This is a genomic window from Micromonospora avicenniae (assembly GCF_900156065.1).
Lineage (GTDB): Bacteria > Actinomycetota > Actinomycetes > Mycobacteriales > Micromonosporaceae > Micromonospora > Micromonospora avicenniae.
In genome coordinates this window covers 389211-412565 of record NZ_FTNF01000001.1, presented here as the reverse complement: position 1 = coordinate 412565, position 23355 = coordinate 389211, and the positions used below count along the sequence as shown (strand labels likewise).

Annotated in this window: 24 protein-coding genes; 15 read left to right on the top strand and 9 right to left on the bottom strand. The window is 72.0% G+C overall.

Annotated features, from left to right (window positions below):
- Window positions 1-35: 35 nt before the first annotated feature.
- Both BXA10_RS01925 and BXA10_RS32520 read left to right on the top strand, forming a co-directional pair.
- Window positions 36-548 carry a type III secretion system chaperone family protein gene (locus tag BXA10_RS01925; RefSeq protein ID WP_076467336.1) on the top strand — a complete coding sequence of 171 codons (513 nt, stop codon included), beginning with the start codon at window positions 36-38 and terminating at the stop codon, window positions 546-548.
- Between the two features lie 291 nt (window positions 549-839).
- The gene (locus tag BXA10_RS32520; protein ID WP_425436017.1) at window positions 840-1655 is read left to right on the top strand and encodes a hypothetical protein; all 816 of its coding nucleotides are present in this window, start codon (window positions 840-842) and stop codon (window positions 1653-1655) included.
- Window positions 1656-2043: 388 nt separating this feature from the next.
- On the opposite strand, the gene BXA10_RS01915 is transcribed toward BXA10_RS32520, so the two are convergent.
- Window positions 2044-3372 carry an MFS transporter gene (locus BXA10_RS01915; protein ID WP_076466817.1) on the bottom strand — a complete coding sequence of 443 codons (1329 nt, stop codon included), beginning with the start codon at window positions 3370-3372 and terminating at the stop codon, window positions 2044-2046.
- 179 nt (window positions 3373-3551) lie between these two features.
- Window positions 3552-4841, bottom strand: coding sequence for an MDR family MFS transporter (locus BXA10_RS01910; RefSeq protein WP_076466815.1), 1290 nt, complete (start codon window positions 4839-4841; stop codon window positions 3552-3554).
- Window positions 4842-4993: 152 nt separating this feature from the next.
- Here BXA10_RS01910 and BXA10_RS01905 point away from each other — a divergent pair, with 152 nt between their 5' ends.
- Window positions 4994-5761, top strand: coding sequence for a phosphoglyceromutase (locus BXA10_RS01905; protein ID WP_076466813.1), 768 nt, complete (start codon window positions 4994-4996; stop codon window positions 5759-5761).
- Window positions 5762-5833: 72 nt separating this feature from the next.
- On the opposite strand, the gene phoU is transcribed toward BXA10_RS01905, so the two are convergent.
- A complete protein-coding gene (gene phoU, locus BXA10_RS01900) occupies window positions 5834-6487 on the bottom strand; it encodes a phosphate signaling complex protein PhoU (RefSeq protein WP_076466811.1) in 654 nt (217 codons plus the stop codon).
- Window positions 6488-6688: 201 nt separating this feature from the next.
- Here phoU and BXA10_RS01895 point away from each other — a divergent pair, with 201 nt between their 5' ends.
- On the top strand, window positions 6689-7972 hold the full coding sequence (locus tag BXA10_RS01895; protein WP_076466809.1) for a sensor histidine kinase: 1284 nt from the start codon (window positions 6689-6691) through the stop codon (window positions 7970-7972).
- Window positions 7973-7994: 22 nt separating this feature from the next.
- A complete protein-coding gene (locus BXA10_RS01890) occupies window positions 7995-8678 on the top strand; it encodes a response regulator transcription factor (protein WP_076466807.1) in 684 nt (227 codons plus the stop codon).
- Between the two features lie 395 nt (window positions 8679-9073).
- Here the strand turns inward: BXA10_RS01890 and BXA10_RS01885 are convergent, their stop codons facing one another.
- Entirely contained in the window at window positions 9074-9871 is a 798-nt protein-coding gene (locus BXA10_RS01885) for a DUF3109 family protein (RefSeq protein ID WP_076467333.1), read from the bottom strand.
- Window positions 9872-9949: 78 nt separating this feature from the next.
- Between BXA10_RS01885 and BXA10_RS01880 the strand changes: the two genes are divergently transcribed.
- Together BXA10_RS01880 and BXA10_RS01875 are read left to right on the top strand one after the other, a co-directional pair.
- Window positions 9950-10894, top strand: coding sequence for a Ppx/GppA phosphatase family protein (locus BXA10_RS01880; protein ID WP_076466805.1), 945 nt, complete (start codon window positions 9950-9952; stop codon window positions 10892-10894).
- A 79-nt stretch (window positions 10895-10973) separates the two neighbouring features.
- Complete coding sequence (locus BXA10_RS01875; RefSeq protein WP_076466803.1) at window positions 10974-11780, top strand: sugar phosphate isomerase/epimerase family protein; 807 nt, start codon at window positions 10974-10976, stop codon at window positions 11778-11780.
- A gap of 55 nt (window positions 11781-11835) precedes the next feature.
- Here the strand turns inward: BXA10_RS01875 and BXA10_RS01870 are convergent, their stop codons facing one another.
- Window positions 11836-12420: a CGNR zinc finger domain-containing protein gene (locus BXA10_RS01870; RefSeq protein WP_076467330.1), complete on the bottom strand. Its 585-nt coding sequence runs from the start codon at window positions 12418-12420 to the stop codon at window positions 11836-11838.
- A 201-nt stretch (window positions 12421-12621) separates the two neighbouring features.
- Between BXA10_RS01870 and BXA10_RS01865 the strand changes: the two genes are divergently transcribed.
- Window positions 12622-13542 carry a proline dehydrogenase family protein gene (locus BXA10_RS01865; RefSeq protein WP_076466801.1) on the top strand — a complete coding sequence of 307 codons (921 nt, stop codon included), beginning with the start codon at window positions 12622-12624 and terminating at the stop codon, window positions 13540-13542.
- 10 nt (window positions 13543-13552) lie between these two features.
- Here the strand turns inward: BXA10_RS01865 and BXA10_RS01860 are convergent, their stop codons facing one another.
- Window positions 13553-13954, bottom strand: coding sequence for a VOC family protein (locus BXA10_RS01860; RefSeq protein ID WP_076466799.1), 402 nt, complete (start codon window positions 13952-13954; stop codon window positions 13553-13555).
- A gap of 78 nt (window positions 13955-14032) precedes the next feature.
- Between BXA10_RS01860 and BXA10_RS01855 the strand changes: the two genes are divergently transcribed.
- The 7 genes from BXA10_RS01855 (at window position 14033) to BXA10_RS01815 (ending at window position 20186) form a co-directional block, all read left to right on the top strand.
- Entirely contained in the window at window positions 14033-14830 is a 798-nt protein-coding gene (locus BXA10_RS01855) for an alpha/beta fold hydrolase (RefSeq protein ID WP_076466797.1), read from the top strand.
- Entirely contained in the window at window positions 14823-15401 is a 579-nt protein-coding gene (locus BXA10_RS01850; RefSeq protein ID WP_076466795.1) for a TetR/AcrR family transcriptional regulator, read from the top strand. Before BXA10_RS01855 ends, BXA10_RS01850 begins: the two co-directional genes overlap by 8 nt.
- 166 nt (window positions 15402-15567) lie before the next feature.
- A complete protein-coding gene (locus tag BXA10_RS01840; RefSeq protein WP_076466791.1) occupies window positions 15568-16857 on the top strand; it encodes a hypothetical protein in 1290 nt (429 codons plus the stop codon).
- A gap of 462 nt (window positions 16858-17319) precedes the next feature.
- Window positions 17320-17529: a helix-turn-helix domain-containing protein gene (locus BXA10_RS01830; protein ID WP_076466789.1), complete on the top strand. Its 210-nt coding sequence runs from the start codon at window positions 17320-17322 to the stop codon at window positions 17527-17529.
- 342 nt (window positions 17530-17871) lie between these two features.
- Complete coding sequence (locus BXA10_RS01825; protein ID WP_007465623.1) at window positions 17872-17973, top strand: 30S ribosomal protein bS22; 102 nt, start codon at window positions 17872-17874, stop codon at window positions 17971-17973.
- Between the two features lie 120 nt (window positions 17974-18093).
- Window positions 18094-19167: an NAD-dependent epimerase/dehydratase family protein gene (locus BXA10_RS01820; protein ID WP_076466787.1), complete on the top strand. Its 1074-nt coding sequence runs from the start codon at window positions 18094-18096 to the stop codon at window positions 19165-19167.
- A gap of 56 nt (window positions 19168-19223) precedes the next feature.
- The gene (locus tag BXA10_RS01815) at window positions 19224-20186 is read left to right on the top strand and encodes a lysophospholipid acyltransferase family protein (protein ID WP_245828104.1); all 963 of its coding nucleotides are present in this window, start codon (window positions 19224-19226) and stop codon (window positions 20184-20186) included.
- 31 nt (window positions 20187-20217) lie between these two features.
- Here BXA10_RS01815 and BXA10_RS01810 read toward each other — a convergent pair whose 3' ends face one another.
- The 3 genes from BXA10_RS01810 to BXA10_RS01800 form a co-directional block, all read right to left on the bottom strand.
- Entirely contained in the window at window positions 20218-21090 is an 873-nt protein-coding gene (locus tag BXA10_RS01810; RefSeq protein WP_084752105.1) for an HAD family hydrolase, read from the bottom strand.
- 85 nt (window positions 21091-21175) lie between these two features.
- A complete protein-coding gene (locus BXA10_RS01805) occupies window positions 21176-22066 on the bottom strand; it encodes a DUF5667 domain-containing protein (RefSeq protein WP_175649078.1) in 891 nt (296 codons plus the stop codon).
- A 280-nt stretch (window positions 22067-22346) separates the two neighbouring features.
- Entirely contained in the window at window positions 22347-23315 is a 969-nt protein-coding gene (locus tag BXA10_RS01800) for an ECF subfamily RNA polymerase sigma factor, BldN family (protein ID WP_076466783.1), read from the bottom strand.
- Window positions 23316-23355: the final 40 nt, after the last annotated feature.

Sequence of the window (23355 nt, the reverse complement as noted above, 5' to 3'; positions counted from 1 at the left end):
GGTGCGGCGGCCGGCCCGACCGTAGAGTGGGTCCGGTGAGCGGGAAGAGCGATCTTGCGGCACTGATCGAGTCGGTCTGTGACGAGCGGGAGCTCGACTGGGAGCCGACCGGGCCACACTCGTACGTGGTGACCCTGCCCGGCACCCACAAGCTCAGGACGGTCTGCAACCTGATCGTCGGCGAACACGCGTTGCGGATCGAGGCGTTCGTGATGCGGCAGCCCGATGAGCGGCGGGAAGAGCTGTGGGCGTGGCTGCTCCAGCGCAACGCCCGGATGTACGGGGTCTCCTTCTCGATCGACGCGGTAGGCGACGTCTACCTGACGGGACGGGTCAACCCGGCGGGCGTCGACGCCGAGGAACTCGACCGGCTGCTCGGGTCCGTGCTGACGTACGCCGACGAGTCCTTCGACACCATGTTGGAGATCGGCTTCGGCAGCTCGATCCGCCGGGAATGGGAGTGGCGGGTCAAGCGCGGCGAATCCACCGCGAACCTCGCCGCGTTCGCTCACCTCTTCGAACCGTCCGGAGGTTCGGAGCCGTCCTGACGGGTATGCCGCCCCGCGCGGTGCGGCAGGTTGGGACACGCCGCGCGCCGAGGACCATCTGTCGAGGAGCGTGAGCGTCTCATGGCTCAGCGGAACAGCTCGGGTCGCGGCGGGACTGCGACCAGGACCAGGCAACGGGCGGGGAACAAGACCCCGAACACACCGTCGATCTCCGAGTCGGAGATCTCCCGGATGCGGGTGGACGACATTCGTGGTCGGCTCCGCAAGTACGGCGTCTCGGGCATCAGCGCGCTGCGCAAGCCGGAACTGGTGAAGGAGCTCGCGCGGGCGATGCGCAGTGGTGGCGGGGCCGCGCGCAAGGCCACCGGGCCGGCCGGCCGGGCCGCCGGGACCCGCGCCGCGGGGCGCGCCTCGGCCACGAAGAAGGCGGCCACCGCGCGGGCGGCCAAGGCGGCTCCGGGTCGGGCCAGGGCGGTACCGGCGAACAAGAGCGCGCCGGCGAAGAAGGCCGCCGCGAAGAGGACGGCGGCGAAGAAGACGACGGCCGCGAAGAAGACGACGGCGGCGAAGAGGACGACGGCGGCGAAGAGGACGACCGCGGCGAAGAAGACGACGGCCGCGAAGAGGGCCGTGCCGGCACGGAAGACGGCGGCCGCGACGAGGACCGCGCCAGGGAAGAAGGCGGCACCGGCGCGCAAGACGGCCGCTGCCAGGAAGACCGCGCCGGCGCGGAAGAGCACGAGCCCCGGTGGTACGGCTGCGAAGGCGGTGAGCGGCCTCCGTACGGGACGCGCAACCGCCCGGTCGGCGCGCTCCTCGCAGGTCATCTCGTCACTGGCGGACCGGCCGGAGCGACCGGGCCGCAGCCTGGTGACCAGCAACCACGAGGTGATCATGCGCTGGGCCCGGGAGCGTGGGGCGAAGCCGGCCACCATCGCGGGCACCGAGCGGGAAGGTCGGGTGTCGGTGCTGACGTTCAACATCCCGGGTTACCGGGAAAGCAGCCGGATCCGCGAGATCACCTGGGACGACTGGTTCCACACGTTCGATCTACGGCGGCTCAACCTGATCTATCAGGAGCAGATGCGCGACGGCCGGCAGAGCAACTTCTTCCGTACCGAGTCGCCTGATCGCGAGGACGCTTGACGGTTTGCGGGAATGCCGCACGGGTATCCGCCGTTGGCACACAGCGTGGCCCGGAGCAGGGACAACTCACGCGCTGTGACCGGCGAGACAGCCGATCTGGGTTGAAACCGTAATCCGGGCGAATTAACTTTATTGTGCCGCGCCACGCTTGGAAACGTTCGGGGGAGCGGCGGATCGATCAGATCCGCGCACCAGGCGAGGCGCGAGGGGACGGGTGGTTCAACCGTTGGGGGACGGTGCCCACCTGTTTGGACCGGCGGCGCGAGCGGGCGACGCTTACGGGGGTGAGTGTTGCCCGCCGCCGCCGGCCCCACCAGTGCGCGAGTGCCCACCGCTGCCAGAGGGCGTGGTGGGCACTCTGCGTCTGCTGTGACATCAGTGACCGGCGTCAGGTCCTGACCGGGTCGGTGGCCACCTCCGGTCCGCCGGCCGGCATCGGCCCGCTTGCCGAAGTAGCCGGCCGTCCGTTTCTCGTGCCCCGCAGCAGTGCTGCGACGCGGCGTTCCCGGGCTGGTCCGGCGAGGAGATGGCCGACGGCGGCGAGCAGGCCGAGCCCGCCGACGACGAGCCAGTGGGCGGAACCCAGGTACTGCAGACTCACCCCGCCCAGTGTGGGCGCGACGAACGACGCGGCGGGGAAGGTCAGGTAGAAGACCGACTGATAGCGGGCGCGCAGTTCGGGCGGGGCCAGATCGGCGTTGATCTGCGCGTTCGGTGGGGCCGCGAGCATCGAGCCGACCGTCCAGATCACGGCGGCGCCCAGGTAGACCGCCAGTTCGTCGGCGACGGCCAGCGCGCCGAACCCGACCGCCATCAGCCCGGTGGAGGTCGCGAGGACGAAGCCCTTCCGGCGGCGGTCGATCAGCCTGGGTACGAAGAGTTGGCCGAGCACGATCAGCGCGCCGCCGAGCGCCACCACCAGGCCGTACGCAGATGGTTCGAGCCCGTCCGCGCGCATGGCCAACGGCATGATCGTCGACGTCTGCATGGTCAGTACGGCCAGCACGAAGGTGAGCCCGACGAAGGTCAGGAAGATCCGGTCGGTGAGCGCGGTGAGCAGGCCGGGGCGTCGGGCGCTGCGGGCCGTCGAACCGATCCGGGGAACGCCCCGAGGCGTCCGGGCGGGCCGGCGTAGCGTCTCGGGCACCTTCCATGCGATCACCAGGGCGGTGGCGAGCGTGGCCCCGGCGTCGACCAGGAACAGCGCCAGGTAGCTCGCCTCGGCGAGTACGCCGGCCAGGAGTGAGGCGACGGCCATGCCGAGGTTGAACGCCCAGAACTGAAGGTTGAACGCGCGTGACCGGCGCTGCTCCGGGACCATGTCGACGATCGACGCCACGAACGCCGGGCTGGGCATCGAGTGCACCACGCCGACCAGCGCGGAGAGCACCGCGATGAGCAGCAGGTGCCGGCTCAGGGCCAGCGCGACCATCAGGCCGGCGGTGACCAGGTGGGCGGTGAGCAGGGTGGCGCGTCGCCCCCAGCGGTCGGCCAGGACCCCGCCGAGCAGCACGCCGACCGCCCCGCCCGCGCCGTACGCCCCGACCACCGCGCCGGCGAGCGCCTCGCTGGCACCCCGCGCCTCGGTGAGGTAGAGCGACAGGAAGAGCATCGCGAACGCGCCGGCCCGGTTGATCAGGATGCCGGCCCAGAGGTACCAGAAGGTGGCGGGGAGATCGCCCGCGGTGTCGTGCCACCAGCGCCGCAGGGCGCGCACCCGTCCTCCAGACAGTTCGGTTTGTTAACCGTTCCTGCCTGACCGTATCGGAACACCGACAGTCGTCCCGACGCGCGTCCCGGCGGCAGCTCGGACCCGCGGTCGGCCCGGTTACCCCGGGCCGCGGAGCCGGCCGGACGACGCTCGGCGGGTCGTCCGCTCCGGCCGGCCCGGGCCGATCAGTTCGCGGCGGCCGGAGCGACCGCGGGGGCGACCTGCGGTGTCGCCGGTTCGGTGATCGCCGGCGCGGCGGTGCGCCGCAGCGCGACGGCGCGCCGTTCCCGGGCCGGGCCGGAGAGCAGGTGGGCCACGGCCATCACCCCGCCGAGGACCGCGCAGCCGACCCAGAGTGCGCTGTTGCCGGCGTGCTCGCGGACCAGGCCGCCGAAGATCGGCGCGGCGGCACCGGCGATCTGCCAGGAGAGCGAGAAGACGCCCTGGTAGCGACCGCGGAGTTCGGCGGGGGACAGCTCGGCGATGAGGGTCGCGTTGGACGGGGAGTTGAGCATCTCGCCGAGCGTCCAGATCAGCACGGTGAGCCCGTAGAACCAGGCGGCGTGGGCGAACGCGGTGAGGCCGAAGCCGACGCCGGTCACCAGGGCGGCCAGTGCGAGTACGTGGGACCGGCTCCGTCCTCGGATCAGCCGTGGCACGAAGAGCTGGCCCACCACGATCAGCACGCCGTTGAGCGCGATCACCGAGCCGTACGTCGCGGGGCTCAGGCCGGAGTCGCCCATCGCGATCGGCAGCATCGAGATGTGCTGGAGGAAGATCAGCGCGGCGAAGAGGTTCAACGCCACGAAGCCGAGGAAGATCCGGTCGCTGAGGATGGTGCGCAGCGCGCCCGCCGGAGCGGCCGCGCCCTTGCTGACCGGACGGGCCCGCCGGGTCTCGCCCACCCGGGTGAAGATGATCAATGCGGTGATCAGCGTGGTCGCCGCGTCGATCACGAAGAGCAGCAGGTAACCGGCCTGTGCGGCGAAACCGGCCAGCACGGCCGCGCAGGCGAAGCCGAGGTTGATCGCCCAGTAGTTCAGGGAGAAGGCCCGCAACCGGTCCTTCTCCGGCACCACGTCGATCATCATGGCGCCGAACGCGGGGCGGGCCGCCTCGGCGAACGCGCCGAGCAGCAGGGCGCCCAGCGCGACCGCCCAGAGCGGCCGGGCCAGGCCGAGTCCCACCATCATGACCGCCCCGCCGAGCTGGGCGGTGAGCAGAGTGGGCCGCCGGCCCCAGCGGTCGGCGAGCGTGCCGCCGATGGTGGTGCCGACCGCGCCGCCGACGCCCCAGAGGCCGATGACCAGGCCCGCCTGGGAGGCCGAGAAGCCTCGCTCCTGGGTGAGGTAGATCGCGAGGAACACCAGCACGAACGAGCCGAGCCGGTTGATCAGGGTGCCGGTCCAGAGGTACCAGAACCGCGCCGGCAGTCCGCCTGCCGTGTCCCGAAACCAGCTCTGCACCGTCCGCATCCGCGACCGCCCCCGTTTTGTAATGACCGGTGTATCTGAAGCGCCTTACAAACTAGTCGGCGTCCGAAGGGTCGGTCACCAGCTTTTCCACGTGGTGGTCGTCACGACGGGTCGCGGCATGTCCGGCCACGACGTACGGCAGGATGATCCGCATGACTGCGAGTGAGGGGCCCACCGTCGGGACGCTGGTCCTGTTGCGGCACGGCGAGAGCGACTGGAACGCCAAGAACCTCTTCACCGGCTGGGTGGACGTCGATCTGACCGCCAAGGGGGAGGCCGAGGCGCGGCGCGGCGGTGAGCTGCTCCGCGAACACAACCTGCTGCCGGACGTGGTGCACACGAGCGTGCTGCGGCGCGCGATCCGCACCGCGGAGCTGGCGCTGAGCGCCGCCGACCGGCACTGGATCGCGGTGCGCCGGTCGTGGCGGCTCAACGAGCGGCATTACGGTGCCCTGCAGGGCAAGAACAAGAAGCAGACCCTCGACGAGTACGGCGAGGAGCAGTTCATGCTCTGGCGGCGCTCGTACGACACCCCGCCGCCGCCCATCGACGACAACGACGAGTGGTCCCAGGGCGGCGACCCCCGGTACGCGCTGCTGCCCACCGAGCTGATGCCGCGTACCGAGTGCCTCAAGGACGTGGTGGAGCGGATGCTCCCCTACTGGTACGACTCGATCGTGCCGGACATCCTCGCCGGCCGTACGGTGCTGGTGGCCGCGCACGGGAACTCGCTGCGTGCCTTGGTCAAGCACCTCGACCAGATCTCCGACGAGGCGATCGCCAAGCTGAACATCCCGACCGGCATCCCGCTGCGTTACGACCTGGACCCGAGCCTGCGTCCGCAGGTCCTCGGCGGGACGTACCTCGACCCGGAGGCTGCCAAGGCGGCTGCCGCCGCGGTCGCCAACCAGGGCCGCTGAGCCACTTCCCGGCGCCGCGCAGGGCCCCCGCTGCGCAAGCGGCGAGGGCCCTGCGGAGTTCAGGCGCGCGGCTCAGCCGGCCGTCGGCGCCTGTTCGCCGGTGATCAGGTAGACCACGTGCTCGCCGGCGTTCACCGCGTGGTCGGCGAAGCGCTCGTAGAAGCGGCCCAGGAGGGTGGCGTCGATCGCGGTCTCCACCCCGTACGGCCAGTCCTCGCCGAGCAGCACGCCGAAGAGGTGCTTGTGCAGCTCGTCCATCGCGTCGTCGTCGCGGTCGAGCTCGGCGGCGATGTCGGCGTCGGGCTTGGCCAGCACCGAGGCGATCTTCTCGGCCATCCGGTCGGCGATCGCGGCCATGTCGGTGAAGATCTGGCGCAGCTCGGCCGGCACGGCGGGCGAGGGGTGCCTGCGCAGCGCGGTCTTCGCCACGTGGTCGGCCAGGTCGCCCATCCGCTCGAGGTCCGCCGCGACGTGCAGGGCGGTGATCATGGCACGCAGGTCGGAGGCGACCGGCGCCTGCCGCGCCAGCAGGTCGCAGACCCGCTCCTCGACGTGCCGGTAGAGGTCGTCGATCTCGGCGTCCCGCTCGATGACCGTCTCGGCGGCCTGCCGGTCGGCGGTGAGCAGGGCCCGAGTAGCCTGCCGCATGGCGGACCGGACTCCCTCGGCCATGTCCACCAGCAGTTGGCTCACAAGGTGTAGATCGGCCCGGAACTCGTCGCGCATTGTCACGTCCTGTTGGGGGTCGTGGCCGGCCGGAGCCGGCGCAGGATTGAGCGGTGTGCCGACCACGGTAGGGCGCACGGGCGGACCCGAAATGAATCACGGTGAACGACGCCCGACGGTTACGTTAATTTTGCGGGAAGCGAGCCGGTTTCATCCCTTTCTGGGCGGTAGCCAGGTTAACAATGACCCTACGATCGCCAGGTGGAATGGGCGGTGGCGGTCGCAGTGGCCGTGGCGCTGGTGGCCGGATTGGTCGCCGGGATCCTGCTACCCGGAATCCGGTCGAGGTGGGCCCGCCGTGACAAGTCGACGGGGAGCGGCAGTTCCCACGTGAACAGGGGGAGGCCCGCCATAGCCGAGGATCCGCAGGCTGGGCTCGGCCGCCGTACGATCGACTCCCTCCGAGCCGGCGTCGTCGTGCTGGATCCGGACGACGTTCCCGTCCTGGTCAATCCCGCCGCCCGGGCGATGGGTCTGCTGCGCACCGGTGCTAGCCCGGGCTCGATAGCGGCGCACCCGCTGATCCGTACCCTCGCCGGTCAGGTGCGGCGCACGGGCATCCGGCGCGAGATCGAGCTGGACCTGCCCCGGGGCCGCGACAACGCCGGGGACAATCCGCTCGGCGTGCACCTGAGGGCGATGGGCGTGGGTGCCGGCTACATCGCCGTGGAAGCCGCCGACGTGACCGAGTCGCACCGGCTCGCCCGGGTGCGGCGCGACTTCGTGGCAAATGTGAGCCACGAGCTGAAGACGCCGATCGGTGCCCTGCAACTGCTGGCCGAAGCGCTGCTGGACGCCACGGAGCCGGCCACCGACGCCGCGCCGGACCTGTCCGAGGACATGGTCGCCGCCCGTCGTTTCGCCGAGCGCATACAGCACGAATCCACCCGGCTGGGCCGGCTGGTGCAGGAACTGCTCGAACTGACCCGCCTGCAGGGGGCCGAGCCGCAACCGGCTCCCGAGCCGGTCTCGGTGGACTGGGTGGTCGCCGAGGTGGTCGACCGTACGCGCACCACGGCTTCCGCCCGCGAGATCGAGGTGGTGGTCGAGGGGCAGCGTGGCCTGACCGTCTACGGCAGTGACAGTCAGCTCGCCACCGCCGTGGCCAACCTGGTCGAGAATGCCGTCAACTACTCGGCCGATGGCACGAAGGTACGGATCACCGCCCGTAGTGGCGAGGAGCACGTCGAGATCGCGGTCACCGATCAGGGCATCGGCATCGCCCCCACCGACGTCGACCGGATCTTCGAGCGGTTCTACCGAGCCGACCAGGCGCGTTCCCGATCCACCGGGGGTACGGGGTTGGGGCTGGCCATCGTGAAACACATCGCGAGCAACCATGGCGGACGGGTCGATGTGTCGAGCACTCTTGGTGGTGGGTCGACGTTCACCCTCCGGTTGCCCGCTCGCCCCCCGGAAGACCTCCTGACGACACTGCCAGGCGCTGGGATCGAGCCCGGTTCAGCCGAGCTTCGGCAGGTCTGACAGCAATGGAAAGGAAAACCCGTTGAGCCGCGTTCTGGTGGTCGAGGACGAGGAGTCGTTCTCCGACGCCCTGTCGTACATGCTCCGCAAGGAGGGTTTCGAGGTCTCGGTCGCCGCGACGGGTCCGTCGGCCCTGACCGAGTTCGACCGGACCGGGGCTGACATCGTGCTGCTCGACCTGATGCTGCCCGAAATGTCGGGTACCGAGGTCTGCCGTCAGCTCCGGCAACGTTCACACGTGCCGATCATCATGGTGACCGCGCGGGACAGTGAGATCGACAAGGTCGTCGGCCTGGAGATCGGGGCTGACGACTACGTCACGAAGCCGTACTCGCCGCGCGAGCTGGTGGCCCGGATCCGCGCCGTGCTGCGCCGGCAGACTCCCGAGGCGGCCGAGTCGGGTACCCCGACGCTGGCGGCCGGCCCGGTCCGGATGGACATCGAGCGTCACGTGGTGACCGTCGACGGCGGCGCCGTGCAGCTTCCGCTCAAGGAGTTCGAGCTGCTGGAGCTGCTGCTGCGCAACGCCGGACGGGTGCTCACCCGGGGCCAGCTCATCGACCGGGTCTGGGGCGCCGACTACGTCGGCGACACCAAGACCCTGGACGTGCACGTCAAGCGGCTCCGCTCCAAGGTCGAGCCGGAGCCGTCCGCGCCGCGCTACATCGTCACCGTGCGCGGCCTGGGCTACAAGTTCGAGCCGTGATCGGGCGGCCGGCGACTGGTGTGACCGGCGATCGGTGACCGGCGGGCGGCGGGGGTGCGGGCGGCGGCTCGCCCGCCTGCGGGCCATCACGTTCAGTAAGTGAGGCTCCGGGTCGCCCGGCGTGACCGTGTGTGTCGGGCCGGCGGGCCTCCCTGTGCCGTTCAATGTCCTTTGCTCTGCACCCATATACGCACCACCGCCCTGAGCTGGCGCTCAGTGCTTTCCCCGGTCACGCCGAACGCCCGAAGCGGATGCGGAGCGTGAGTGGCGCGTATAGGTATGCAGAGCAAAGGATGGCGGAGAAGGTGGAACCGGTGGCCTGACGAATCACGCCTCGTGAGGGGTGCGGCCACCGTGCGGGGTGCGGCTACGGCCCCGGCGGGGCACCGGGGTGATCAGGACTGGTCGGCCGGGTGCGGGGCGACCAGACCCTGGCGGGACCGGGTCGCGCAGAGTTCGGCCAGCTTCGCGTACGCCGGGGCGCCGATCAGCGCGGTGAGTTCCGGCCCGTAGGAGACGTACATCGGGTCGGTGCCGACGTGCGCGTCCGTCGAGGAGGTGCACCACCAGTCCAGGTCGTGCCCGCCGGCGCCCCAGCCGCGCCGGTCGAACTCCGACAGGGTGGACACCAGCACCTTCGTGTTGTCCGGCCGCTTGACCCAGTCCTGGTCCCGGCGGATCGGAAGTTGCCAGCACACGTCCGGCTTGTACTCCAACGGGTGCACCCCGTCGCGCAGCGCCTGGGCGTGGAGTGCACAGCCGCCTCCGCCCGGGAAGTCCGGGTCGTTGAGGAAGACGCAGGGCGCGTCCGTGTCGCGGGTGGCGGTCCGACGGGCCGGGGTCTTGCCGTCGACAGTGTCGTTCTCGGTCCACTTCTTGAACCCGCGACGGAAGTACTGCCAGGTCTCCGGCGTGAGCCGCTTGACCGCCGCGCGTACCCGCGTCTCGTCGTCGGAGTCGGTGAAGAAGGCGCCGTGCGAGCAGCAGCCGTCGGCGGCCCGACCGGCGATGATGCCGTGACAGCCCTGGCCGAAGATGCAGGTCCAGCGGGAGAGCAGCCAGGTGAGGTCGGCCCGGATCAGGTGGCTCTCGTCGGCGGGGTCGGCGAACTCGATCCATTCCCGGGGGAAGTCCAGCGGCACCTCGCGGCTGCGCGGGTCGCCCGGGTCGTCCACCAGTACGCGGAGCTCCATCGTCACCCGGACCAGCGTACGCGTGGTCAGGCGTCCGGGCCCGGGAGCCGCGTAAACCTCTTGCCCTAGGGTCGAACCATGCGACTGGGGGTCCTCGACGTCGGTTCCAACACGGTCCACCTGCTGGTGGTGGACGCGCACCATGGCGCGCACCCCTGGCCGGCGCACTCCGAGAAGGTGGTGCTGCGGCTGGCCGAGCAGATCGGGCCCGACGGCGCGCTGACCGAGGTCGGCGCCGACATGCTGATCAGGGCGGTGAGCATGGCCAAGGCGGCCGCCGCCGGCCTGAACACCGACGACCTGATCGCGTTCGCCACCTCCGCCGTGCGGGACGCCACCAACGCGGCCGAGGTGCTGGCCCGGGTCCGTGACGAGACCGGCGTACGCCTGGAGGTGCTCCCCGGCGCCGACGAGGCGCGGATGACGTTCCTCGCGGTCCGACGCTGGTTCGGCTGGTCGGCGGGGCGGCTGCTGCTGTTGGACATCGGCGGCGGGTCGCTGGAGATCGCCGCCGGGATCGACGAGGACCCGACGGCCGCGGTCTCGCTGCCGCTGGGCGCGGGCCGGCTGACCCGGGAGCGGCTGCGGTTGTCGCCGGAGGACCTGGCGCCGCCGTCGGCCCAGGCGGTGGAGGAGCTGCGGGAGTACGTCGACGGTCAGCTTGACCCCGTGGTCAAGGAGATCGTCGACGTGGGTTGGGAACGGCCGGTCGGTACGTCGAAGACGTTCCGCACACTGGCCCGGCTGGCCGGAGCGGCGCCCTCCGGAGCGGGCGTCTGGACGAAGCGCAGCCTCACCCGTACCGGGCTGCGCCAGGTGATCGGCTTCATCCGGCACATCCCGCCCGGGCAGCTCGCCGAACTGGAAGGGGTGAGCATCGGCCGGGCGCACCAGCTGCTCGCCGGCGCGGTCGTGGCCGAGACGGTGATGCGCAAGCTGGACGTCGAGAAGCTGACGATCTGCCCGTGGGCGCTGCGGGAGGGGGTCATCCTGCGCCGGCTCGACCAGCTCGGTCCGCACTGAGCGCCACCCGGACCCGTACGGCCGCTTTGTGCTCGCTCGTCACCATGTGTCGCGCGCGCCGCGGGGCTACCCTGGCTGAGTGACGTCCCGAGTCCCGGTGCTCCTCTCCAGCTCCTCGGTCTTCCCGGAGCGGACGGCGGCGGCCTTCCAGATGGCCGCGGCCCTCGGCTACGACGGGATCGAGGTGATGGTCTGGACTGACGCCGTCAGCCAGGACTCCGGCGCCTTGCGCGGCCTCGCCCAGCACTACGGGGTGCCGGTGCTCTCCGTGCACGCCCCCTGCCTGCTGGTGACCCAGCGGGTGTGGAGCCCCGACCCGTGGGAGCGGCTGCGCCGGTCGGCCGAGCTGGCCGAGGCGCTGGAGGCGCCGACGGTGGTGGTGCATCCGCCCTTCACCTGGCAGCGCGACTACGCCCGCAACTTCCGCGACGGGCTCGGCGAGATCGCCGACCGCTATCCGGATCTGCGCTTCGCGTTGGAGAACATGTACCCGGTCCGGATGGCCGGCCGGCAGTTCGTTCCGTACGTGCCGGGCTGGGATCCGACGGAGACCGGCTACCCCGCGTACACCCTCGACCTGTCGCACTGCGCCGCGTCACACACCGACTCGTTGGAGATGGCCGACCGGATGGGCGACGCGCTGGCGCACGTGCACCTCGGCGACGGCACCGGCGAGGGGCGCGACGAGCACCTGGTACCGGGGCGGGGCACCCAGCCCTGCGCCGAGGTGCTGCGGTCACTGGCGGGGCGGGGCTTCACCGGCTCGGTGGCGGTGGAGGTGTCGACCCGCGGGGCGCGCAGCAGGGCGGTACGCGAGGCCGACCTGCGCGCCGCGTTGGACTTCGCCCGTCAGCACCTGATCACGCCGTCCCCGGTCGACGCCTGACCCGTCCGCGCGGGGCACCGTCGGCGACGCTGCGCCCGGGCGGACGGCGGTGACGTCAGCTGACGGGCGTCAGTGAGTCGGCCGGTACCGGCTGAGCGGCGACGGTGGTCTGCTCGCCGATCGCGGCCCGCTTGCGGGCCCGGTGCGCGGCCACGTGTGAACGGGTGGCGCAGCGCTCGGAGCAGAACCGCCGGCAGCAGTTCGACGAGGTGTCCAGGTAGACATTGCCGCAGCGCTGGTCGGCGCAGACCCCGAATCGCGCGCTGCCGTACTCGCACAGCCAGACCGACAGACCCCAGACCGCGCCGGCCAGGTACTCGGAACTCACCGAGGCGCCCCGGCTGGTCACGTGCATGTGCCAGTCGCTGGAGTCGTGGCCCGAGATGCGTGGTTGCACGGGGAAGGCCTCGAGCAGTGCGTTGAGTTCGGCCACGGCGTCGGTGTCCCGCCCGGAGGTGCCGTAGTCGAAGACGTCACGTAGGCGCTTCTGCGCCCGTCGGAAGATCGCCAGGTCCCGTTCCGCGACCTCTTCGCGCATCCATGCGCTGGTCTCGGGGAAGAGGGCCCGCAGGTCGTCGAGGTCGTCCAGGCGGGCGTTGACGAGGTCAACGCCGGTCCGGGCGTACGCGTCGAAGTTCACGCCCACAACGGTAGACGACTCAGACGCCACGTGGCGCGTCGATGTAGTGCGGCAGAAGGGGGTGGTGGCCGGCACTCCACCGTCCCGCCCCCGGCCGCCAGGGGCCGGGCTGGTCGGCGCGGCACGTCGACGTGCGGCCCCCTGCCGGCCTGCGGGGCCGCCCCTCCGCGTCGGGCTTCGGCCGGGCGATACGCTCGCCTCATGCTCCGTTCCGTCATCCTCGCCGCCTCCCGGTCATCCCAGGTCGAGCGGCTCGTCGCGACGGCCCCGTTCACCCGGGACGTCGTGCGCCGGTTCGTGGCCGGCGCCAAGACCGATGACGCGCTGCACGCCACCCGTGCGCTCGTCAACGACGGTCTCGCGGTCACCCTCGACAACCTCGGCGAGGACACCGTCACCCCCGAACAGGCCAACGCCACCCGGGACGAGTACCTGGCGCTGCTGCGGCTGCTCGGCGCGGCGGGACTCACCCCGGCGGCCGAGGTCAGCGTGAAGCTCTCCGCGCTCGGGCAGATGTTCGACGAGCAGCTCGCGTACGACAACGCGCAGGCGATCTGCGCGGCGGCCGACGCGGCGGGCACGACGGTCACCCTGGACATGGAGGACCACACCACCACTGATTCGACGCTGGAGATCCTGGCCAAGCTGCGCAAGGACTACCCGTCGACCGGGGCGGTGCTCCAGGCGTACCTGCGGCGGACCGAGTCGGACTGCCGGGAGCTGGCCACTACGGGCTCCCGGGTACGCCTCTGCAAGGGGGCCTACAAGGAGCCGGAATCGGTGGCGTACCAGTCCGCCCACGAGGTGGACAAGTCGTATGTCCGGTGCATGAACATCCTGATGTCGGGCGACGGATACCCCATGCTGGCCACGCACGACCCGCGACTGATCGCGATCGGCGAGGACCGGGCCCGGTGGTTCGACCGGGGGCCGGAGCGGTTCGAGTTCCAGATGCTCTACGGCATCCGGCCGGAGGAGCAGACCCGGCTGGTCGGCGAGGGCTACACCGTGCGCACGTACGTGCCGTACGGCGACCAGTGGTACGGCTACCTGATGCGCCGCCTCGCGGAGCGCCCGGCCAACCTGGCCTTCTTCGCCCGCGCGCTCATGTCGAAGAAGTAGGTCGGCAGGCTCACCGGTTCGACCAGCCCCGGGTGCTGAGCACCAGGCGGTAGCCGTCCGGATCGGTCAGCGCCACACCCCAGCGGTCCCAGTACGGGCCGGCGGAGACTCGTGTCCCGCCGGCCCGTTCCAGTTCCCGTAGCAGGTCCTCGTCGATCGGTCCGTCGAGGTAGAGCACGAGCAGGTCCTCCTCGGTGGGGGTCGGAGCGGGTACGCCGGCGACCAGTTCCAGGTGCCACTGGGCGTCCGGCCAGCCCAGCATCAGCAGATCGTGCTCGTCCGGTCCGTCGGCGGTGGAGCGCCAGAGCACGTCGAGGGTGAGGCCGCCGACCCAGAAGCGTTCTGCTGCGGCGAGGTCGCGGGTCGGGCGGGCGATGCGCAGGTGCGGTACGGCACTTCGAACGTTCGGCATGCGATCGATCGTGCGACTTCAAGCCGAGGTGAGGTCAAGCCCTTGACGACGGAGGCTAATGCAATTAGCTTCTGAGTTATGAGCGTTAGTTACGTTGAGCGGCCCGACGGGCGCATCGCCTACGAGGTGCTGGGGGCAGGCCCGCTCGTCGTCCTCTCGCACGGCATGGGGGAGAACCGAGCGTCCTGGCGGCACCTGGTCCCGCTGCTCGTCGCGGCCGGCTACCGGGTGGCCGCCGTGGACGTCCGGGGACACGGCGAGTCCACCGTCGGTTGGCCCACGTACGCGCCGGCGGAGGTCGGTGGCGACCTGCTGGCCGTGGTCGACGAACTCGGCGGACCAGCCGTACTGGTCGGCAGCTCGTCCAGCGCCGCCGCGGTCGTCTTCGCCGCCGCCGAAGGGCCCGAGCGGGTCGCCGGAATCGTGCTGATCGGCGCGTTCGTCGAGCCGCCCAAGGCGAACCCGGCGATGCGGCTCGCCCAGGCACTGGTGCTGCGCAGTCCACGGCTGTTCGGGATGTTCCACCGGACGCTCTTCCCGGTGACCCGCCCGGCCGACGACGCCGCATACCGGCGGGCGATGGTCGCCAACCTGCGCGAGCACGGCCGGATGGCCGCGGTACGCGGGGTGATCGACCAGGTCGAGCCGCACTGGACCGCCCGGGCGCGCGAGGTCCGGCAACCGGTCCTGGTCCTCATGGGCACCCGCGATCCGGACTTCCGCGATCCCGGTGCCGAGGCGCGCGCCGCCCGGCGGCTCTTCGGCACCGCGGAGGCGCGCATGATCGACGACTCCGGTCACTACCCGCACGCCGACCAGCCGGAGCGCACGGCAGAGCAGCTCAGCGCGTTCCTGAAGGTGAGTACCGGTGCCTAGGGCCGGGCTCAATCAGCAGATCGTCGTACGCGAGGCGGCCCGGCTCGTCGACGAGGTCGGCCGGGAGCAGCTCACCCTCGCCGCAGTGGCCGCGCGGCTCGGCGTGGCACTGCCCAGCCTCTACAAGCACGTTCGGGGAGCGGACGCCCTGGCGCAGAAGCTCTCCGCGTTCGCCACCGCAGAGCTGGCCGACGAGCTCATGACGGCCGCCGTCGGGCGGGCCGGCGTCGACGCGCTGCGCGCGGTAGCGGCCGCCTACCGGTCGTACGCGCGTCGCCACCCCGGCAGGTACCCGGCCACCCAGCGGGTGCCGGATCCGGCCGACCCGGACCATGTGGCCGCAGGCGAGCGGGCGGTCGGCGCCGTCTACGCGGTACTGAACGGCTACGGGATCACCGGCGACGCCGCGGTCGACGCCGCCCGGACGCTGCGCAGCGCGCTGCACGGGTTCGTCTCGTTGGAGGTGGCCGGCGGCTTCGGCCTTCCTCGCGACCTCGACCGCTCCTACGACGAGATGATCGCGTCGCTCGACGCCGCGCTCCGGGGGTGGGGCAGCGGGCGGACAAGTTGATCCGGGCGCTCGGGTTCGCCTTGGTGATCGTCTGGGCGGCGACCGCCGCCCTGATCCGGTTCACCGATCGCGCCGGACGCTCTGTGACGCCAGCCCGGCGTCCGTCCGCAGTGACCGGTGACGCCGGCCTCGCCGGATCCACCGATCGGTGGCTACCCTTCGCCGGGTGACTGACGGTCTGGACGAAGCCGCGCCGCGCCGGATCCGACCCCTGTGGACGGTGCTCACCCTGGTCGTGCTGCTGCTGTTCACCTGCGGGGTCCCAGCGGCGCTGCTGACAGCGGCGATCAGGGAGCCCGACGGACGGGCGGTGGTGCAGCGGGCCGGCTCTCCGGCGGGCGACCCGGCGACCCGAGCCGCGCGTGACCTCGCCGCCCGGATCGCCGCGGCGCTGGAACGGCAGTCCGCCGCCCTGCTCGCGGGCGATCAGGCCGGCTTCCTCGCCGTGGCCGAGCCGACCGCGCACGCCGACCTGCGCCGCCGGTTCAACGCGTTGCGGGCGCTGCAGGTGAGCACCTGGCGGGCCGAGGTGACCGGCCTGCCCACCGCGCTGCCCGACCGGCCCGGCGAGTGGCGGATGCTGGTGCGGTTCCAGTACTGCTTCGCTGCGCCCGGGTGCCGTCCCAGCCCGGTACTGGCCGGCACCCGGTGGCGCGACGCCGGGCAGCAGCCCCGGCTCGTCGCCGTCGAGGAGTCCAAGTCCGCGGAGACCGGCACGCGGCCGTGGGAGGTCGACGAACTGGTCGTGTCAACCGGCGCGCGAACCACCGTGGCGACGACGCCCGCGCTGCGCGGGAAGCTGCCGGCCCTGCTGGCCCAGGCCGAGGCGGCGGCGAAGGTCGCCGACCGGTACGCGGTGGCCGGCTCGCCGCCGGACCGTTACCGGATCTATTACGCCGGCCGTGCCGAGTGGGAACGCTGGTACGGGGGTGGCCGCCCGAAATGGACCGGCGGGTACGCGGTCAACGTCGGCGGCGGCCACCACGAGGTGGTGATCAACGCGGACGGGACGACAGCCGCCGGCCTGGACGACCTGCTCCGGCACGAGCTGACCCACGCCGCCTCGCTGCCCGAGCAGGGCTATCCGGGCAAGGCGACCTGGTGGCTGGTGGAAGGGCTGGCCGAGTACGCCGGCTCCGATGGTCAGCCGGTGAGCCGCTACCAGGGCCTGGCCCAGGTGCGCGAACTGGTCCGGGGCGGGTGGAACGGCCGGCTGGACGGCCTCGCGCCGGACGACGACGCACCCGCCGCGCGGGTCGCCGGCAGCTACGGCCTCGGCTACCTGGCCGTCCGGCACCTCGTCGACCGGTTCGGTGAGCAGCGCCTGCTCGCCTTCGTCGCGGCCGTGCTGCACGACCGTACGCCGCCGGAGCAGGCCGCCGAGCAGGTCTTCGGCGAGGCCTGGTCGGCCCTGCACAGCCAGTGCGTCGCCTACATCCGCACGCTGGCCGCCTGACCGCCACCGCCCATCCCTGCGGACGATGCGGTCGCTCCCGGTCGTGCCACCCCCTACTTCATGATCCACCGGTGTCGGGTGGTTCCGACGTACCTGCGACACTGGTCCCGCTCCCAGCGCGGAGCCCCGGTGCCGCGTCCGGAAGCGGCCCGGGGCACCCGCCCGGTGGCTCCGGTGGCGCCACCGGAGCCACCGGGCGCCTTCCGCCCTTCGGCTGCGCTCCGTGGCGGAGCGAGTTCGGCGCGCTCAGGTCCCGGCGATGGGACGCCCGGCTCGGCAGGGCGGATATCGCCTGGTCGGAACGGGTGAACCCGAGGCCGTAATCATGATCAGTTGCACGAAGGGATCGCGCCGGTCACAGCGGCCCCGCTACCGTACTGGTAACACGCGCGTCGCCGGTCCGTGCGGGAGCATTCCGCCGGCACTGGCGCGTGCTGGGCATGGGATGGGGACGGGTGAGCCATGACCGGGTCGCAGTCCGACGGTCGACTGTCGGAGGTCAAGTTCCTGACCGTCGCCGAGGTGGCGACGGTCATGCGGGTGTCGAAGATGACTGTCTACCGCCTGGTGCACAGCGGTGAACTCACCGCCGTGCGGGTCGGCCGGTCGTTCCGGGTGCCCGAGCACGCGGTGCACGAGTATCTCCGCGGTGCCTTCCAGGAAACCGCCTGATCAGCCGGGGCGGCCCGGGCATCCGGGCCTGACCGGCCACGGCGGGCGCGAGGGATGAGCCGACGGGCCCATGGGTGCGTACGGAAGGGCGTTTCGGGAAGCTTCACGCGGGTCGCCGGGCGTCGCGGTCGGGACCACGACCCGGCTCCGGCGGGCACATCGACGGGGCCGCGTTGGTCCTGCTGATGCTCTCCCGCTACCCTGGAGCCCGACCGTGACCGCACCCCGGTGCGCCCTGACGCCCGAGCTGGTCCGGTCCGTTGTCCGCAAGCGGTCGCCGACGCCCACCCGCGTGGTGGTGGCAGCCGGTCCGCCCCGCACGTTGCATCGAAAGGCTTTCGTATGGGCTCGGTGGTCAAGAAGCGCCGCAAGCGCATGGCTAAGAAGAAGCACCGCAAGCTGCTGCGCAAGACCCGCGTCCAGCGTCGCCGTCTCGGCAAGTGACCGTTGCCGGGCCGTCGGCCCGGCAACGGCGTCACTTGCCATCTGTCGACCCTCGGAGGCTCAGGTGATCAGGCCGTGGTCGTCCCGGCTCGATCCCGCCTGTCGAGGGAGGTGCGGAGGATGACCCCCGGTGGCACCCGTGGTGCTCCGGGGGTTGTCGTCGTCACCGGGGTGGGTCGCTACCTCGGCGCACACGTCGCCGCCCGGCTCGCCGCCGACCAGCGGATCGAGCGGGTGATCGGCATCGATCCGCCCGAGTCCGGTGGGGAGTCCACCGATCTGCCCGACGGGGTGGAGCGGCTCCGGGTCGACGGCGGCTCGCTCGGCAGCCTCCTCGCCGACCTGGACGTCGACGCGGTGGTACACCTCGCGCTCGTCACCGCCCCCGATCCGCAGCACGGCGGCCGCGGGGCGATGAAGGAGCAGAACGTCATCGGCACGATGCAACTGCTCGCCGCCTGTCAGCGGGCACCCCGACTCCGCAAGCTCGTGGTCCGCTCCTCGACGGCGGCGTACGGGGCGTCGTTCCGGGACCCGGCGGTGTTCACCGAGGAGACCGAGCCCCGCGAGGTGCCGCGCGGCGGTTTCGGCCGCGACATCCTGGACATCGAGGGGTACGTCCGCGGCTTCCGTCGTCGCCGCCCCGACGTCACGGCGACGGTCCTGCGCTTCGCTCCGTTCATCGGCTCGACCGCCGACACGACGCTGACCCGCTACTTCTCCCAGCCGCTGGTGCCAACTGTCCTCGGCCGGGATCCCCGGCTGCAATTCCTGCACTTCGACGACGCCCTCGAAGTGCTGCACCGGTCCGTCGTCGAGGACCATCCCGGCACCTACAACGTGGCCGGGCCGGGTGTGCTCTCCCTGACGCAGGCGATCCGGCGGGCCGGCCGGGTGGCCGTACCGGTGTTGGAGCCCGGTCTCTCCAACGCCGCCGCGCTCGCGCGTACCCTCGGCTTCGGTCGTATCGGTCTGGACCAGGTCGACCTCTTCGTACACGGCCGGGTGGTGGACACCAGCCGGCTGGAGCGCGAGTACGCCTTCACGCCGCGCTCCACCGCCGCCGCCTTCGACGACTTCATCCGCGCCCACCACGGTCGGGCGGTGCTGACCCGCGAGCAGTTGGCCGCCGCCGAACAGGCCGTGCTGGACGGGATCCGGCAGGTGCGGGCCGCCGTCCGGGAGCGATCGTGACCGGGGCGGGGCAGGGGCACGACGATGCCGCGGCGGGCGGTCGGTTCGACGTACCGATGAACGCCCCGGACCCGGCCGCCGACCCGGCGCGACGCAACGGACACCGGCGCAGCGAGCCGGCCGCCGAGCCGGCCGAGTCGACTCGGCCGGCCGGGTCGGCGGTGGCCGATGTGCCCGGAGATCCCTGGGACCGCAAGGTGGCGAGCGGTCTGGCGTTCCTGCGCCGGCGGCTCTCCGGCGACTACGAGGTCGACGAGTTCGGCTTCGACCCGGAGCTGACCGAGCGGGTCCTGCACCCGCTGGTGCGGGTGCTCTACCGGGACTGGTTCCGCACCGAGGTGACCGGGATCGAGAACGTCCCCGCCGACGGGGCCGGCCTGGTGGTGGGGAACCACTCCGGGACGGTGGCGCTGGACGCCCTGATCCTGGCGACCGCCCTGCACGACCGGCACCCCCGGCGCCGGTTCCTCCGTCTGCTCGGCGCCGACCTGGTGTTCCGGATGCCGGTCGTCTCCGAGCTGGCGCGCAAGTCGGGCGGTACGGTTGCCTGCAACCCCGACGCCGAACGGCTGCTCGGCGGGGGTGAGTTGGTAGGCGTCTTCCCGGAAGGCTTCAAGGGCATCGGCAAGCTCTACGCCGACCGGTACAAGCTGCAACGCTTCGGTCGGGGTGGCTTCGTCTCGGCCGCGCTGCGTACCGGCACGCCTATCGTGCCGGTGGCGATCGTCGGCGGCGAGGAGATCTACCCGATGCTCGCCGACATCAAGCCGCTGGCCCGGCTGCTGAAGCTGCCCTACTTCCCGGTCACGCCGACCTTCCCCTGGCTCGGGCCGCTGGGTATGGTTCCGCTACCGAGCAAGTGGCTGATCGAGTTCTGCCCGCCGATCCCGACGGCACACCTGACCGACTCCGCCGACGATCCGCTGGTGGTCTTCAACCTCGCCGACCAGGTGCGGGAGACCATTCAGCAGACCTTGCACAAGCTGCTCGAGCGCCGCCCGGACCCGTTCGGCCCGTGAGCGGCCGGGCCCGGCCGGTCGACCCGCCCGGTCAGCCGGGTCGGCGGCGCCGGTGCAGCGCCATGCCGGCGCTGACCGCGCCGGCCAGGATGCCGGCAGCGGCGGTGGACGGTACGGCGATCTTGACGGCCCGGCGGCCGGTCCGGAAGTCGCACACCTCCCAGCCGTACTCCCGCGCGCGGCGCAGCAGCGCACCGTCCGGGTTCACCGCCACCGGTCGGCCGACGGCGGAGAGCAGCGGCAGGTCGTTGGCGGAATCGCTGTAGGCGGCGCAGCGGGCGAGGTCGAGTCCTTCCACGGCGGCGAGTTGCCGCACCGCCTCGGCCTTTGCCGGCCCGTGCATCAGGTCGCCGGCCAAGCGGCCGGTGTACGCGCCGTCGACGATCTCGGCGACCGTGCCGATCGCCCCGGTCAGTCCGAGCCGGGATGCGATCACTCGGCCGATCTCCACCGGAGCGGCACTCACCAGCCAGACCCGTTCACCGGCGTCGAGATGGCGTTGGGCGAGCTGGCGGGTACCCGCCCAGATGCGGGGCGCCATCATCTCGTCGAAGATCTCCTGGGCGAGCCGCTCCATGTCGTCCACCCGCCAACCCTCGATGAAGGCGAGCGCGGCATCCCTGGCCTGCGACATGTCGCCGGCGTGTTCCCGAGCGAGCATCCGGAACCGGAGCTGCTGCCAGGCGAACCGGGCCAGGTCGGTGGTGGTGAAGTAGTTGCGGGCGGCGAGCCCACGGGCGAACCAGTAGATCGACGCGCCCTGCATCATCGTGTTGTCCACGTCGAAGAAGGCTGCCGCGGTCGGATCCGGTACGGAGGGCGGCGGGGCCGGCTCGGCCTCCGCCCAGCCGGCGGTGTGACCGTCGACGTCGGTGCTGACCGTCACCTTCCGGCCGTGAACCACTCGACCTCCCTCCCTGAACCGGTACGCCTCCAGCGAGCGTAGCCGGACCGGGGACGGCGGGCAGAGGTCTGCCGGTGCCCGCCGGTCAGCGGTCAGCGGGGCAGACGTCGGGCGCGGGGCCGAGGCTGTCACTGGCCACCGGCGCGGGGATACCGCAGCCGAGCGCGGCGCGCAGCGCGTCGGAGCGCTCACGGACGCTGTCGAGCAGTTCCAGCGACTCGCGGGTGCGGCCCCGGTTGGTGCGGTTGGCCCCGTCGAGCAGGTCGCTGACCGCGCGTCGCTGTTCGGTCACGAACGTGTTGACCGTGTCCAGGCTCGCCGCGTCGGCGCGCTGCACGGCGGCGGCGGTCAGCAGCCGTACGCCTTGGCGGGTGTCGGCGTCCATGTCGTCGAGCACGGTGCTGAAGCCGACGTGGTCGCCGCGCAGCTCGGCGGCCTCGCCGAGACGGGTGCGGGCGAAGTCGAGGAAGAGCTGGCCGCGGCTGACGTCGGAGCTGGCCAGGGCGAGCTGAGCGCGTTCCGTCCCGCGCTTCATGCCGTACAGCGCGTCACCCGGCACCGCGTTCTCGCTGGCGGCCGAGATGCCGGAGACGGCGATCGCGCCGGCCGCCACGCCGACCAGGATGGCGCCGCGGGCCCGGGCCCGGCGCGCCGTGACCGAGGGCAGCAGGGAATTACGAGCACCCGCGGTGGCGCGCTCGCGGGCCGGATCGGCGGCCGCGGTGGCCGGTGTGCCCAGCCCTTCGCGCTCGGCGGTGGCCAGCAGCATGGCGCGCAGGCCGGTGCGGAACTCCGGATCCACGTCGACCTTCGGGCGCTCGGCGACGAGCCGCTGGCCGACCGCCACGAGTGGGGCGAGCTCGTCGTCGACCCGGGACCGGACATGATGCCGTCGGGCGCCGTTGGCCTCGTCGAGAAGCTGGGCGAAGCGCTCGGCGCGCCGGCGGGAGAAGAAGGCGTTGTCCACCGCGGGCACCTCCTCTCGCTGGTCACGGCCGGTCGGCCGCCGTATGGGCGACGACCGGCGGCAGCGTGACACCGCGAGATGAGGTCGTGGGCAGGTGCGCCCGCCGACCTCGGAGTGCCCGGGGGGATACCGGGGCAACCACCGGTCGCACCCGGAGAAACGGAGTGTGCCGGGCACGGGTTACGGGCCCGGCGGGGCGGAAATGGCGGAAAGTGACCGGAATCACCTTGTGAAAGCGGCTCTCTACTGCGCGATCGGTGATCGCGCCACACCGGTTCCGTCGGTCGGACTACGCCTGGAAGCCGTCGGGCAGGAGGCGGGCCAGGGCGCGCACCGCGCGGTACTGCAACGCCTTGATCGCGCCCTCGTTCTTGCCCATCGCCCGGGCCGTCTCGGCCACGGAGAAGCCCTGGAGGAACCGGAGCACGATGCACTCCTGCTGCTCCGGGTTGAGCTGCTTGACCGCGCTGAGCAGGGCGACGTTCGTGATGTGCTCGACCACCGCCGCCTCCGGGCTCCCCTCCGGGCCGCGATCCTCGCGGTCGGCGTCGAGCACGTCGCCCGTGGTGACCTCCAGCCGGTAACGACCGGACTTGAAATGGTCGGCGACCAGGTTTCGGGCGATGGTGACGAGCCAGGCGCCCAGGTCGCGGCCCTGCCAGGTGAAGCTGCCGATCCGCTTGAGCGCGCGCAGGAAGGTGTCGGAGGTCAGGTCCTCGGCCAGTTGCCGGTTGCCGACCCGGAAGTAGACGAAGCGGAAGACCGTGTCGACGTACCGGTCGTAGATGAGGCCGAACGCCTCGGACTCACCGGCCTGCGCCCGTTCGACCAGGGCCCACACCTCGGTCGCCGGGTCGGACGGGTCGGGACGGCTCGGGAATCCGGTGGTGCTGTTGCCGGTGCCGGTGGGCGCGGGGGCCGCCGGCACCGCGGGCAGCACGGCCGTCTCACCCGCGGACGGGTCGGCCACGGCGGGGGCGTCGTCGACGCGACGGCTCTGCACGGGCATCGTGGGCCGGGGGGGTGCGGCGACCCGGCCACCGGTCGGCATGGCGTTCCCGCCGGGCACCGCCGGCCGGGCCGGCGGCTCGTTGTGCGGCCGGTTACGCAGCCGCTTGGCGGTGCCCTCGCCCTGCACGGCGAGCGCGGCGCTGTCGTCGTGGCCGCCCTGCCGGGCGGCGGCTCGTTCGTTCACCGTGCTGCGGGTGGCCTGACCGGTCAGGCCGACCGGGCGTTCCGTGTAGCCGAAGGTGCTCATCGCGCGCCTCCCGTCCAGCCGGCCATCGGCCGTGCCGGTC